This is a genomic window from Kitasatospora sp. NPDC058492, from assembly GCF_042720685.1.
GTDB lineage: Bacteria > Actinomycetota > Actinomycetes > Streptomycetales > Streptomycetaceae > Kitasatospora.
This window is the reverse complement of sequence record NZ_JBHXMU010000023.1, coordinates 100,598-113,318: the sequence shown is the minus strand read 5'-3', so window position 1 is coordinate 113,318 and position 12,721 is coordinate 100,598. Positions and strand designations below refer to the sequence as shown.

Here is a 12,721-nt window from a genome sequence, read left to right as displayed (position 1 = left end):
GCTCGGCGGCGGTCGGCGCGGCGGGCTCGGCGGCGGTCGGCGCGGCGGGCTCGGCGGCGGTCGGCGCGGCGGGCTCGGCGGCGAACTGCTGCTCGGCGACGGGCTGTTCGGCGGCGGCCGGGGCCGCCTCGGGGGCGGTCGGCGCCGGCGTGGCGGCCGAGGTCCCGGTCATGCTGTTGTCGGTCATACCAGCCGCTCCCATTGCTGCTTGGCGAGGTCCTTCACGACGTCGGGGTTCACCGGCTTGGGGTCGAAGACCTCGACCACCATCGCCACCGTGCCGCGTTGGGCTACGGCCTGGCCGTAGTAGTACCGATCGGCGCTGTCGGCCCAGTACCTGGGTGTCTCGTCCACCCGGTAGCCGCCGTTGGCGCCGTCGGCGAACGGCTTCAGGTTGCGGGTGGTGCCGACGGCGTGCGTGGCGGCTTCGTTGGCGCGGTCCGGCGCGTACTGGACCAGCGACACGCGGTACCTGGCGTCGCCCTTCTTCCAGTCCACCTCGGCCGCGCGCCGGAAGCCCCGGGAGTTCAGGTCCTTGAAGTCGCGGACCGCGCTGTCGCTGTGCTCGGCGAGCTCGCCGACCGACACCCAGCTCGGCTTGTCCGGGAATTCTCCCCAGGCGGCGCTGCCGTCCGGGGCGCCGATCAGCAGTTTGAGCAGGTCGCCGTCGATGGCCAGCGGCTTGGGCTGCTGGGCGGCGAAGGCGGTCGGGTCGACCGCCACGGCCGGGTAGGACGGGCGCGCGACCTGGATCGGCGGCAGCGGCGTCGGCGGGCGCTGGGCCTGGACGGCGTAGCCGACGCCGCCGCCGACCAGGGTGCCCAGCACCAGGCCGGACACCGCCAGCAGCACCGGGCGCGGGCGGCGCGGGGCGCGGGGCGCCCGCTCGGGGCCGGCCGACAGGAGCTCGGGGGCCGGCGCGTCGGACGGCACTTCAGTGGCGAACTGCGGTGCAGTGAAAGGAAGTTCAGCGGAAGACGGTTCGGCGGGCATGGCGGCGGGCCGCGGCGGGGCGGCGGGCGCCGGCGCGGTGCCGGGCGGGGGCAGCGCGGGTTCGGTGGTCACGGGGTGGCTCCAGAGGAGGGTGGGGAGGACGGCGTCGGGGCGGGCGGCGGCGCGGGTTCAGCCGCGTTCAGCTGCGTTCAGCCGCCGGAGGCGAGCCACTCGCGCTGGCGCTTCATCAGCCCGCTCAGCAGCGCCTTGTCCGGTGTCCCCTTCACCTCGACGTCGATCGTGTACTGGACGTCGCCCTGGCTGGAGATGCCGGTCATCGAGCCGGTGTACGCCTGCTGCTTGGGCTTGTGCAGGTAGCCGTGGGCGTTCGGGTCGCCGTCGATGTCGATCGGGTCCTGCGACTTGAGGGTGTATCCCTGGACGAACTCGCGCGCCATCGAGGTGGAGCCGAAGCGCAGCAGGGTGACGGTGACCTCGGCCTTGCCGTCGGCCGTCCGGTACATCCGGGTGGCGCCCGACTGGTAGCCGTACGAGCCGAGGATGTCCATGATGCCGTCCTGCTTGCCGAACAGGTCGGTGACGTCGTCGTTGGTCATGGTCATCCCGTCCGCGGGCCCGTACGACTCGCCGCCGTCCGGGATCGGGAGCAGGAAGTAGCGCAGGTCGCCCTCGTGCTTGCCGCCGTTGACGCTCCCCTTGACGGTGCTGGCCGGTTTGGGGGTGGTCGGGGCGGCGGTGGGCGTCGGCACCGGTACCGGGGTGGCGGAGGGCGTCGGGCTCGGGCTGGCGGTGGTGGTGGTGGCCGGCGCGGGTGCGGCGGCGGCCACCGGGCGGGCGTCCGGCCTGCCGACGGCGACGGTCACCGCGGCGCTGGTCGCCGTGACGGCGAGCAGGCCGGCGGTGGCCAGTACGACGCCGACGGCGCGCGGCAGCCGGCGCGCGGCCGGTTCGGGTGCGACGGCGTGCTGCGGCGCAACGCCGGGCTGCTCCGCAACGGCGGCGTGCTCCGGTACGGCGGGGTGCTGCGGCGCAGCGGGGTGCTGCGGTGCGGCGGCCGGTTGCGGCGCAGCGTCGGGCTGCTCCGGAACGGCGGCTGTTTCGTTTTCGGGCGCGGACAAGGAACTCCCCCGGGAGAATGTGGGATCTCGCGCGCGGACTCCCTCGCAAACCGCTCCCCCGGCGGTTCTCCGGACCGTCCATCACGCGTCTCAGCAGGCATTATGAGAGACCGTTCGCACCGCTGCCAACAAAGTTAATCGCCGCACTCCGGTCCAATACTCGATGAATCGGACACGTCGTGATGTAACCGCAACAGGCGATCCGGGCACGGTACCGCGGTACCGTGCCCCATCCGATGATCGGTCCGGGGTACCACGGATCGCGCCGGCGCCGCACCTAGCGTGGAGTGTGAGGGAGGCCGGGACGGTCCGGCCCCGGAGCGTAGGGGTGAGCGATGATCGAGGCGCACCAGCTGACGAAGCGGTACGGGGAGAAGACCGCCGTCGACCGGCTCGACTTCACGGTCAGGCCCGGCACGGTCACCGGCTTCCTCGGGCCCAACGGCGCCGGGAAGTCCACCACCATGCGGATGATCGTCGGACTGGACGCGCCCACCAGCGGCTCGGTGCGCGTCAACGGGCGCCGTTACGCCGCGCACGCGGCGCCGTTGCAGGAGGTCGGGGCGCTGCTGGAGGCCAAGTCGATCCACCCGGGGCGCTCCGCGTTCAACCACCTCATGGCCCAGGCGCACACCCACGGCATCCCGCGCTCGCGGGTGGAGGAGGTCGTCGAGCTGACCGGGCTGCAGTCGGTGGCCAGGAAGCGTGCCGGGGCGTTCTCGCTGGGCATGGGCCAGCGGCTGGGGATCGCGGCGGCGCTGCTGGGCGACCCGGCGACGGTGATGCTGGACGAGCCGGTCAACGGCCTCGACCCGGAGGGCGTGCTGTGGATCCGCAACCTCCTCACCTCGCTGGCCGCCGAAGGCCGCACCGTCTTCGTGTCCTCGCACCTGATGAGTGAGGTCGCGCTGGTCGCCGACCACCTGATCATCGTCGGGCGGGGCCGGCTGCTGGCCGACACCACCGTGCAGGACCTGGTCCGCCAGGCCGGCGGCGACGTGGTGAAGGTGGCCAGCGCCGATCCGGCCCGGCTGCGCGCGGCGCTGGCCGGGCCCGGGGTGGAGGTCACCGGCCGTTCCGGTTCGGAGGAGCTCCTCGTCACCGGCCTGGCCGCGCGGGAGATCGGCCTGCGGGCCGCCGAGCAGGGCATCGCCCTGTTCGAGCTCACCACCCGCACGGTCTCCCTGGAGGAGGCGTTCATGGAGCTGACCAGGGACGCCGTGGAGTACCACGGCACCACCACCGCGACCGGGCCCGCCGCCAGTGCGGGTGCCGGCGCCGAGTCCCCGAGGAGCGCGGCATGAGCACCATCGCACCGAGCCAGACGTCCGCGGCCGCCGACCGGCGGCCCGCGCGCCCCGCCTACCGGGTGACGCCCGTGCGCGTGCTGCGCTCGGAGTGGGCCAAGCTGTGGTCGCTGCGCTCGACCTGGATCACGCTGGGCCTGGGCCTGCTGTTCCTGGTCGCGTTCGGGCTGATCGCCGCGTTCCAGTTCAAGTCGAGGATCACCTCGGGGCGCCCGATGGACCGGGGGGACTTCGCCGACGCCAGTGCCCTGAGCCTGTCGCTGTTCGGCACCAACTTCGCGCAACTGGCGTTCGGCGTCCTGGGCGTGCTGGTCGCCGCGGGCGAGTACTCCACCGGCATGATCCGCTCCACCCTGGCCGCGGTGCCGCGCCGGCTGCCGGTGCTGTGGTCCAAGGCGGCGGTGTACGGCGTGGTGGTGCTGCTGCTCGGCACCGTCGGGGTGTTCGTCGCCTTCGCGGCCGACAGCGGCATCCTCTCCGGCACCCGCGCGGCGATGACGTTCTCCGACGCCGGCGTCCTGCGCGGCCTGCTGGGGGCCGGGCTCTACCTCGCCCTGGTGGGCGTGATCGGCGTCGCGCTGGGCGCGCTGCTGCGGTCGGTGGCGGGCGGCATCTCGGTGCTGGTGGCCTCGCTGATGCTGGTCCCCGGCCTGATCTCGCTGCTGCCCTCGTCCTGGCAGGACCACATCAGCCCCTACCTGCCCAGCAACGCGGGCCAGGCGTTGTTCGCCCTGCACCACGACGCGACCACGCTGTCGCCCGCCGCGGGGCTGGCGGTGTTCCTGCTGTGGACGGTGCTCGCCCTGGCGGGCGCGGCCGTGCGGCTGGTGCGCAGCGACGCCTGAGGACTGGGAGACTGCGTGGACGTCCCGGTGCGGTGCCCGTTCGAGTCGGGTGCCGCACCGGGCGCGTTTCGTTTCCGTTTCCGTATCCGTTTTCGTGTCCGTTCCGGGATGAGGCTGGACGAAGGTGACGACCGTTGCGGATGAGCTGGACGAAGGTGACGACCGTTGCGGATGAGCTGGACGAAGGTGACGCCGTGAGCGAGCACGACACCGCCGCGGGGGCGGGGGGCGACCCGCTGTCGGGGCACCCGGTGTTCGCGCGCCTGGCCCGGCTGGGGCAGCGGGCGCGGCAGGCGGACCGCGACCACCCGTGGGTACTGGACACCGCGGTGGTGGCCGCGGTCTTCCTGCTGTTCTGCCTGCCGGACCTGCTGCCCTTCCACGACGGCGGGGAGCGGGCGCGCGAGCACCGGATCGTCTTCGCCCGCCCGCCGCTGGCGGCGATGCTGGCCTTGCAGGCGGGGCTGCTGCTGCCGCTGCTGTGGCGCCGGCGGCACCCGGCGGCGGCGTTCGCGGCGGTCGCCGCAGTGTTCGTCCTGCAGTGGTCGCTGGGGGTGGCGCTGCGCGCGGACGTCGCGCTGCTCGTCGCCCTCTACAGCCTGGCCCTGCACGGGAGCCTGCGGCACCTGGCATGGGCGTGCACGGCGATGGCCGGCGCGTCGGCGCTGGTCGCGGTGGAGCTGTCCGGCGGGCTGCCGGTCGGGGACGCGCTGTTCTTCCTGTTCAGCGCGGCGACGGCGGCGGTGGCCGTCGGCATCGCGGTGCGCATCCGCCGGGCCCAGCTCGCCGGGCTGCGCGAGCGGGCGGCGCGGCTGGAGGTCGAGCGCGACCAGCGCAGCCGGCTGGCCACCGCCACCGAGCGCACCCGGGTGGCCCGGGAGATGCACGACATCATCGGCCACAACCTGTCCGTGATCATCACCCTGGCGGACGGCGGCGCGTACGCGACCGAGGCCTCCCCCGAGCGGGGCCGGGAGGCGCTGCTGCTGATCGGGGAGACCAGCCGCCAGGCGCTGGGCGAGCTGCGGCGCATGCTCGGCGTCCTGCGCGACCAGGGCGGCGAGCAGGGCCCCGAGTTCACGCCGCAGCCGGGCATCGCCGACCTCGACGAGCTGTGCGCGCGCATCCGGGCCGCCGGGCCGCAGGTCGTGTACACCGCGCGCGGCGAGGTGGGGCGGCTGGACCGCGGGGTGCAGCTGATGGCGTACCGCATCGTCCAGGAGGCGCTCACCAACACCCTCAAGCACGCCGGGCCCGACACCCGGGCGCACGTGACGCTGGCCGCCGAGGGCGGCCGGCTGCGGGTGCGGGTGCGGGACGGCGGTCCGCCCGGCGGGGCGGCGCGGGGCGGCACGGCGGGCGAGGAGGGGCACGGTCTCACGGGCATGCGCGAACGCGCGGCCCTGTACGGGGGCACCGTCACCGCCGGGCCCGGGCCCGGGGCAGGATGGACCGTGGAGGCCGTCCTCGACCTCACCCCCGACGGGCCCGACGGACCCGACGGCCTCGGCGGACCCGGCGGACCCGGCGCCTTCACCTCCGATCCCGACCCCGACCCCGACCCGACAGGCGGCCTGACGTGACCACGGTCCTCATCGTCGACGACCAACCGCTCCAGCGGTACGGCTTCCGGATGCTGCTGGAGAGCCAGCCCGGCACGGAGGTCGTCGGCGAGGCCGCGCACGGCGCCGAGGCCGTACGCCTGGCGGCCGACCTGCGGCCCGACGTCGTCCTGATGGACATCCGGATGCCCGGCATGGACGGCATCGAGGCCACCCGGCGCATCGTCGCCACCGGCGGGCGCTCGCGCATCCTCGTCCTGACCACCTTCGACCTCGACGAGTACGCCCACGCCGCGCTGCGCGCCGGCGCCAGCGGCTTCCTCCTCAAGGACGCCCGCCCGGAGGACCTCCTGGCCGGGATCCGCGCCGTCTCCGAGGGCGACGCCGTCGTCGCCCCCGCCATCACCCGGCGCCTCCTGGACGCCTACGCCCACCACCTGCCCGTGCGCCCGCCCGGCGCGGCCGCCGAGGACGACCCGCGGCTGAACGCCCTGACCGAGCGCGAGCGCGAGATCCTGGTCGCGGTCGGCCGGGGCTGGACCAACGGCGAGATCGCGCAGCGCCTGGTGCTCGCGGAGTCGACCGTCAAGACGCACGTCAGCCGGGTGCTGTCGAAGATCGGCGCCCGGGACCGGGTGCAGGCCGTGATCTTCGCCTACGACCGCGGCCTGAACCGGCCGAACCCGCCGGCCTGAGCCGTCCCGCTCCTGCCGCGCCGCCCCTGCCGCGCCCCTGACGCCGCGGTGTCAGGGGCGCTTCTTCGGGGCGGCTTCGAGGTCGGTGGCGGCGGCGGCCAGGATGGCGCCGAAGACGTGGGCGATGAGGGGCTTGCCGACCCGGCGGGCGAAGGCCGCGCCGACGAGGGGGATCGGGAGCGCGAAGCCGGTCGTCCAGACGACCAGGGTGCCCTCGGGGACCTCCTCGAACGTCATCCGGCCGAACTCGTGCCGGGCCGGCGGGAAGCTGCGGTCGACGGTGTAGTCGAAGCCGTGCGGGGCGTTGTAGGCGGTGATCCGCTCGTTGAACCAGCCGATCAGCCAGGTGTGCAGCCGCACGGCGCCCACCCCGTAGGGCGCGCCCTCCCCGGGCCGGGCCAGGCGCGCCCTGAGCACGAACGGGGAGCGGGTGTAGTTGGTGCTCGTGGCGCACCAGTCGAACACCTCGGCGATCGGCGCCGCGACGACCCGTCGCACGGTCACGGTTTCCATGGCTCGTCCCTCTCCTGCAGCGGGGGGGCACGGGTGTCGGCCGCGCCCTGTTCACCGATGAAGACCGGACGCGGCCCGAAACCGTGACATCGGGCGGGTGCGGGCCCGGGGGCGACGATGCCGCCTGCCTACCGTTCGGCTCTGGGCGTGCGGGCCATGAGCAGGTCGACGGCGCGGTCGGTGGTGACGGTGCCGTCGAGGATGGCGACGACGAGTGCGGTGATGGGCATCTCGACCTGGTGTCGTCGGGCGAGGTCGAGGACGGCGTAGGCGGACTTGGCCCCTTCGGCGGTCTGGCCGGTGGCGGTGGCGGCCTGGTCGATGGTCAGGCCGCGGGCGAGGTGTTCGCCGAAGGTGCGGTTGCGGGAGAGCGGGGAGAGGCAGGTCGCGGTGAGGTCGCCGAGGCCGGCCAAGCCGGCGAAGGTCGCGGGGTCGGCGCCGAGCGCGGTTCCCAGGCGGGCGGTTTCGGCGAGTCCGCGGGTCAGGAGGGTGGCCTTGGCGTTGTCGCCGAGGCCGAGTCCGGCGGCCAGGCCGACGGCGAGCGCGATGACGTTCTTGACCGCGCCGCCGAGTTCGCAGCCGATGACGTCGGTGTGGGTGTAGGGGCGGAAGTACGGTGTACGGCAGGCCGCTTGGAGCCGGCGGGCCGCGTCGTGGTCGGTGCAGGCGATGACGCTGGCGGCGGGCTGGCGGGCGGCGATCTCGCGGGCCAGGTTCGGGCCGGACAGGACGGCGACGCGGGCGGGGTCGAGGGCTGCGCCCTGGGCGATGACCTCGCTCATGCGCCGGCCGGTGCCGAGCTCGATGCCCTTCATGAGGCTGACGACCAGGGTGTCCGGCTCGATCAGGGGCGCCCACGCGGCCAGGTTGGCCCGCAGGGTCTGGGAGGGGATGGACAGGACGGCGACGTCGGCTCCGGCCAGGGCGACGTCGGCTCCGGTGGTGGCCTTCACCGTGCCGGGCAGCGTGACGCCGGGCAGGTAGCCGGGGTTGACTCCCCGGGTGTTGATGCCGTCGGCGACCTCGGGGCGGCGCGCGTGCAGGACGACGTCGCATCCGGCGTCGGCGAGAACCAGCGCGAAGGCGGTCCCCCACGATCCGGCCGACAGTACGGCGACCCGGGCCATCCTCTACCTCCGCGTGCTGGTGGGGAGCTGAGGGGCAGCGTACTGGTGCCTTGGGGGCTGAGGCGCCGGTCAGCGGAGGCGCCGTGTCCGCCTGCCCGCACCTCTTCCAGGCGAAGGTGCCGAAGCTGTTCGACGCAAGGGTGACGGCCGTCGGCAACCGCCTGTTCGGCGTCCGGATCGACAGCCCCGACCTTGACTGGCGGCGCCGTCAGGACCGGATGACGTGCACCCCGATCGGCGTACCCGAGCCGGTCGCACGTTCGGTCGCCGCCTACCTCGGAGAACTTCGTCTGGTCTACGGCGCGTTCGACTTCGCCGTGACCGCCTCGGGCGACTGGTACTTCCTTGAATGCAACCCGAACGGCCAGTGGGCATGGCAGCCGGCCGAGACCACCGAGGCGATTTCCCGCGCCCTCGCCGACCAGCTACAGAAAGGCCGTGACGCATGAGCACGCCGGCTGAACTCCGCACCGCTCTGGCCGACAGGCTCACCGAGGACGGCACGCTGACCGAACGCGAGTGGGACAGTGCGGCGAGGGCCGTTCCGCGAGAGCTCTTCGTCGGAACCTACTTCGCTCCGGTCGCCGGCAGCGTCCCGACCAGCTACCGGTCCGTCCGTCAGGGCGAGCCCGGGTGGCTGGCCGGGATCTACGACGACCAGACGCTGGTGACCCAACTCGACGGCCGCATCGGGCCCGAGGACACCGCCGGGGAGACCGTGACAGGTATCCCGTCATCGTCGTCCACCCTCCCGTCCGTCGTACTGCGCATGTGGCAGCAGCTGGGCGCCGAGGCCGGGCACCGGGTACTGGAGATCGGTACGGGCACCGGGTACTCGACCGCCCTCGGCGCGCACCGCCTCGGGGACGCCGGCCTCACCAGCATCGAGTACGACCCCGCGGTCGGCGCGGCAGCGGCGGCGGCGATCAGGACTGCGGGATTCTCCCCCCGGCTGATCATCGGTGACGGGCTGCGCGGCGACCCGGACGGCGGGCAGTACGACCGGCTCATCGCCACCTGTTCCGTCCGGTACATCCCTCTCTCCTGGCTCCACCAGGTCAAGCCCGGCGGTCGAATCCTGGTCACCCTCTCCGGGTGGAGCTACGCGAACGCCCTCGTGCTGCTCGACGTGACCGGACCTGGCGAGGCCACTGGCCGGTTCCTGACCGGCCAAACCGGTTTCATGATCGCCCGCACGCACGACCGACCGCCCCGCCCGACGCTGGACCTCCTGCCCGGCAAGGAGCGTCCGACCCGCATCGACCCGGCGAAGCTGGACAGTTGGACGGGCGTTTGGGTAGCCCAGCTTGCCGCACCCGGGGCAATCCGCATGGGTGTGGGGGCTCAACAGATCCTCTGGGACCTGGCCACCGGATCGCAGGCCCGGACGGCGCCCGACCCCACCGGCGGGTGGACCGTGACCCAGCGCGGGCCCGTCGCCCTGTGGGACCACGTCGAGCAGACGGTTGAGACCTGGCAGGCGGCCGGTGAGCCGCACCAGGATCGCTTCGGGATCACCGTGTCGGCGGCCGGACAGCGGGTCTGGCTCGGCACCGAGGACGGGCCCGGATGGGATCTGCCCGTATAGGCCTGGCTCAGCCCCGCACCGAGCCTGTCGCACCGGACCGAAACCGTGGCTTCGGGTGGGGGCGTCCTCGGGGTGGCGAGGGTGAACGGGGAGAGGGGGCGGGGTGGGACGCGAGGCTGCTGTGGAGTGGGGGGCGCTGCACCGGCGGTGTGCGGTGGGTGTGGTGGCGGGGGTGGCGGTGCTGGGGGGCGCGGCCGGGCCGGTGGTGTGGGCGGGGTCGCAGGACCTGCCGGGCGATCGGCGGTGGTGGCTGGTGGTGTGCGGGGTCGCGCTGGTGGCGGCCGTCGGCGCCTCGCTGCCGCTGCTGCGTCGGGTCTCCACCACCGACTACGTCGTCTCCTGCGTGGCGCTGGTGCTGCTGCTGGTACTCGCCCTGGGCACGGTGTTCGCGGCGGCGCAGGCCGCCTACGCCGTCCGGACCAGGCTGCACGAACCGCCCCACGTCACGGCCACCGTGACGGGCTGCCGGACGACGGGCCGGGAGCTGGACGACCAGAACCAGGGCCACGACGTCTACGGCTGCACGTACCACTGGAGCGCCGGCGACCGGGAGTTCAGCGAGGAGCGGCCCACCGGGAAGCTGTATCCGGACGGCCACGAGACCAGGGTGTGGCTCGCCGGCGAGCGGATGATCACGAGCCGGCCCAGCCTGCTCGGGATCCCGCTGTGGATCGCGCTCGCCCTGGCCGGGCTGGCGGGCACGGTCCGGTTCTCGGCGTTCCTGGCCTGGAAGGCCCGCGACGTGGGCCTGAGGCGGTAGGCGGGTCCGACGGTTCCCGGGGGTGGCCGGAATCCGGGGTGGCGGGTGCGGTGCTCTGGCAGCATCGGGCGGATGGGGCAGTGGGAGGGGATCGGGCGGCGCTTCGTCGTGGGCGCGGGGTACGCGCTGTACCGGGGGCCGTTGGCGGACAGTACGTCACATCGGCACGCCGCGTTCCAGGTTGCCGTCGCGGCGGCGGGCGGCGAGGTGACGATCGTGGACGGGGCCGGGGTCCGCCACCGGGGCGCGGCGGTGGTGGTGGCGCCGATGGTGTGGCACCGGATGGCGCCGGTCCGGGGGGTGTCGGCGTTCTTCGTCGATCCGCACTGCGCGTTCGCGGACCGGCTGCGGGCGGGGTGCGGTGACGGTGTCACCGTGGCGCCCCAGTGGCGGGACCTGGTGGAGGAGGACCTGCAGCCGTCCGGGGTGCTGCCGTCGGCCGAGGTGGACGTGCGGCTGTGGGCGGCGATGGAGGCGCTGACGGACCACCGGGTCGCGCTGCCGGGGCTGGCGGCGCGGGTGGGGCTGTCGCCGCAGCGCCTGCGGGCGCTGGCGCGGCGGCAGTTGGGGGTGCCGCTGGCACGCTGGCGGATCTGGCGGCGGCTGGCCCGCGCCGCCGACGCGCTGGGCGAGGGGCGCACGCTCGCCGAGGCGGCGCTGGCGGGCGGCTTCGCGGACCAGGCGCACTTCAGCCGCCAGATGCGGGAGATGACGGGGCTGACGCCGTCGGCGGTGCTCCCGGTGCTGCGCGCCTCGGGCCCGGCGGGCGGCCCGGGCCGGGCAGGCAGTCCGGCGGGTGCCTCGGGCCGGGCGTAGCCTCGTCCGCATGTGTCTGATGGTGTGGATCGGAACCGAACAGCCCGTGCTGCCGATCCCCTGCGCCGCCGGTCCGCAGCTCGGGACCTGCTACTGCGGGGTTCGCGAGACTGCCGCCGACGCGCCCGTTCGAGCCCGCTTCACTTCACCGCACGTGACCTGCGTCGGCTCACACGAGGGCTGCGGCTGCGGGTTCAACAGCTCCCGGTTCGAGTGGGAGGGGTTCACCGACACGGCCGACGCGATGGCGCTCGTCGACGCGATGCGGGACGAGGAGCGCGAGGAGTTCCTCGCGCAGAAGCACTCACGGGAGTTCCTGGCGGCGCTGGTGTCCGCGGCCCTTTTGCACGGGCCGGTCGACATCTACATGTGCTGGGCCGGGGACGAGGACGAACCGCCCGACCGCGTGGAGAGCATCGAGGCACGCCGGCTGACGGAGTGCCTGACTCCGCTCCAGGAGCGGGTGAAGTACACGGCGCTCGGCTGAGCAGGAGGTGCGGGCCTGCCCGCGCGTCATCTCCCCCGGTCGCACGGGGAACCCGACGGGCGGGGAACCCGACGGGCGGCGCGGGCGCGGCCTACGCGCGGCGGGCGACGTAGAACGACAGCGAGCCGGTGAGCGTGGAGACGGTCTCGGTCTCGCGCACGCCGTGGAAGCCGGCCTCGGTGATCAGCCGGGGCAGGATGCCGTCGGCGTTGGGCTGGGTGTCCTCCTTGCCGTCCGCCAGTTGCACGATGCGGAACGCCAGGCGCATGGCGGCCGTGCGCTGGCGCCCGAAGTCGGCGATGACGAGCTTGCCGCCGGGGCGCAGCGCCGTGTGCATGGAGGCGAGGACGGCCTGTTTCATGGGGATGGGGCACTGGTGGAGGACGAGGCTGGAGACGACGGTGTCGGCCGTTTCGGCGCCCACGAGGTCGGCGACGGCGTCGCCCATGCCGATGTGCCATTCGGGGGTGACGCCGGCGGCGGCGGCCTTGCGGCGGGCCACTTCGAGGGTGGTGGGGTCGGGGTCGACGCCGATGACGCGGGCGCGTGGTTCGACGCGGCCGAGGAGGACGGCCAGGGAGCCGGTGCCGCAGCCGACGTCGAGGATCACGTCGTCGGGGCGGGGGGCCACGTGCATGGCGAGCAGGCTGCGCCACAGGCGTTCGCGGGTGAGGGAGACGATGGGGTCGTAGAGGCGTACGGGGCCGAGGCGGCCGGCGGCGGGGGTGAAGGCGCGATCGGTCATGAGGGTCAGTGTCGGCCGGGGGGTGTGGTGGCGTCTTGAACGAATCGCTCGCCGGGCGGGGCGGGTTGGGGGTTTCCGGGGCTGGTTGCGGGCCGGTTGCGGGGCTGGTTGCGGGGGTCGGGTTCCGGCCCTCCGCGGGCACATAGAAAGTCTATCGACATATGACGTTGGATGACTTATCGTGATCGTCGCGGTGGTCGGCGC

The 12,721-nt window shown here is 74.0% G+C and carries 15 protein-coding genes; 9 read left to right on the top strand and 6 right to left on the bottom strand.

What is annotated here, in order from left to right; translation table 11 throughout:
* The 3 genes from ACFWPI_RS17660 to ACFWPI_RS17650 form a co-directional block, all read right to left on the bottom strand.
* Positions 1 to 187 (bottom strand): hypothetical protein (locus tag ACFWPI_RS17660; protein ID WP_380424890.1); only part of this gene is annotated, 187 nt, incomplete at its 3' end.
* The gene (locus ACFWPI_RS17655) at positions 184 to 1,065 is read right to left on the bottom strand and encodes a hypothetical protein (protein WP_380375584.1); all 882 of its coding nucleotides are present in this window, start codon (positions 1,063 to 1,065) and stop codon (positions 184 to 186) included. The genes ACFWPI_RS17655 and ACFWPI_RS17660, both read right to left, overlap by 4 nt.
* Positions 1,066 to 1,142: 77 nt before the next feature.
* Entirely contained in the window at positions 1,143 to 2,072 is a 930-nt protein-coding gene (locus tag ACFWPI_RS17650) for a hypothetical protein (RefSeq protein ID WP_380375582.1), read from the bottom strand.
* Between the two features lie 335 nt (positions 2,073 to 2,407).
* Here ACFWPI_RS17650 and ACFWPI_RS17645 point away from each other — a divergent pair, with 335 nt between their 5' ends.
* The 4 genes from ACFWPI_RS17645 to ACFWPI_RS17630 all read left to right on the top strand — a co-directional run bounded on the left by ACFWPI_RS17645 (position 2,408) and on the right by ACFWPI_RS17630 (position 6,481).
* Positions 2,408 to 3,376 (top strand): ATP-binding cassette domain-containing protein, encoded by a 969-nt coding sequence (locus ACFWPI_RS17645; RefSeq protein ID WP_371515205.1) that lies wholly within the window; start codon positions 2,408 to 2,410, stop codon positions 3,374 to 3,376.
* Complete coding sequence (locus ACFWPI_RS17640) at positions 3,373 to 4,224, top strand: ABC transporter permease (RefSeq protein WP_380375581.1); 852 nt, start codon at positions 3,373 to 3,375, stop codon at positions 4,222 to 4,224. The genes ACFWPI_RS17645 and ACFWPI_RS17640 overlap by 4 nt, the downstream gene beginning before the upstream one ends.
* A gap of 194 nt (positions 4,225 to 4,418) precedes the next feature.
* Entirely contained in the window at positions 4,419 to 5,807 is a 1,389-nt protein-coding gene (locus ACFWPI_RS17635) for a sensor histidine kinase (protein ID WP_380375579.1), read from the top strand.
* Complete coding sequence (locus ACFWPI_RS17630; protein WP_363586833.1) at positions 5,804 to 6,481, top strand: response regulator transcription factor; 678 nt, start codon at positions 5,804 to 5,806, stop codon at positions 6,479 to 6,481. The genes ACFWPI_RS17635 and ACFWPI_RS17630 overlap by 4 nt, the downstream gene beginning before the upstream one ends.
* Before the next feature lie 51 nt (positions 6,482 to 6,532).
* On the opposite strand, the gene ACFWPI_RS17625 is transcribed toward ACFWPI_RS17630, so the two are convergent.
* The gene (locus tag ACFWPI_RS17625) at positions 6,533 to 6,994 is read right to left on the bottom strand and encodes an SRPBCC family protein (protein ID WP_380375577.1); all 462 of its coding nucleotides are present in this window, start codon (positions 6,992 to 6,994) and stop codon (positions 6,533 to 6,535) included.
* Positions 6,995 to 7,122: 128 nt separating this feature from the next.
* Positions 7,123 to 8,121 (bottom strand): NAD(P)H-dependent glycerol-3-phosphate dehydrogenase, encoded by a 999-nt coding sequence (locus ACFWPI_RS17620; RefSeq protein WP_380375575.1) that lies wholly within the window; start codon positions 8,119 to 8,121, stop codon positions 7,123 to 7,125.
* An 83-nt stretch (positions 8,122 to 8,204) separates the two neighbouring features.
* Here ACFWPI_RS17620 and ACFWPI_RS17615 point away from each other — a divergent pair, with 83 nt between their 5' ends.
* The 5 genes from ACFWPI_RS17615 to ACFWPI_RS17595 all read left to right on the top strand — a co-directional run bounded on the left by ACFWPI_RS17615 (position 8,205) and on the right by ACFWPI_RS17595 (position 11,772).
* Positions 8,205 to 8,570, top strand: a complete 366-nt coding sequence (locus ACFWPI_RS17615) for a hypothetical protein (protein WP_380375574.1) — start codon at positions 8,205 to 8,207, stop codon at positions 8,568 to 8,570.
* Positions 8,567 to 9,709, top strand: coding sequence for an ATP-grasp peptide maturase system methyltransferase (gene tgmC, locus ACFWPI_RS17610; RefSeq protein WP_380375573.1), 1,143 nt, complete (start codon positions 8,567 to 8,569; stop codon positions 9,707 to 9,709). The genes ACFWPI_RS17615 and tgmC overlap by 4 nt, the downstream gene beginning before the upstream one ends.
* 172 nt (positions 9,710 to 9,881) lie before the next feature.
* Entirely contained in the window at positions 9,882 to 10,469 is a 588-nt protein-coding gene (locus tag ACFWPI_RS17605; protein ID WP_380375571.1) for a hypothetical protein, read from the top strand.
* Between the two features lie 72 nt (positions 10,470 to 10,541).
* Entirely contained in the window at positions 10,542 to 11,285 is a 744-nt protein-coding gene (locus tag ACFWPI_RS17600; protein WP_380375569.1) for a helix-turn-helix domain-containing protein, read from the top strand.
* Between the two features lie 10 nt (positions 11,286 to 11,295).
* Positions 11,296 to 11,772: a hypothetical protein gene (locus ACFWPI_RS17595; RefSeq protein ID WP_380344553.1), complete on the top strand. Its 477-nt coding sequence runs from the start codon at positions 11,296 to 11,298 to the stop codon at positions 11,770 to 11,772.
* A gap of 91 nt (positions 11,773 to 11,863) precedes the next feature.
* Here the strand turns inward: ACFWPI_RS17595 and ACFWPI_RS17590 are convergent, their stop codons facing one another.
* Positions 11,864 to 12,517, bottom strand: a complete 654-nt coding sequence (locus ACFWPI_RS17590) for a class I SAM-dependent methyltransferase (protein WP_063352855.1) — start codon at positions 12,515 to 12,517, stop codon at positions 11,864 to 11,866.
* Between the last annotated feature and the right edge of the window lie 204 nt (positions 12,518 to 12,721).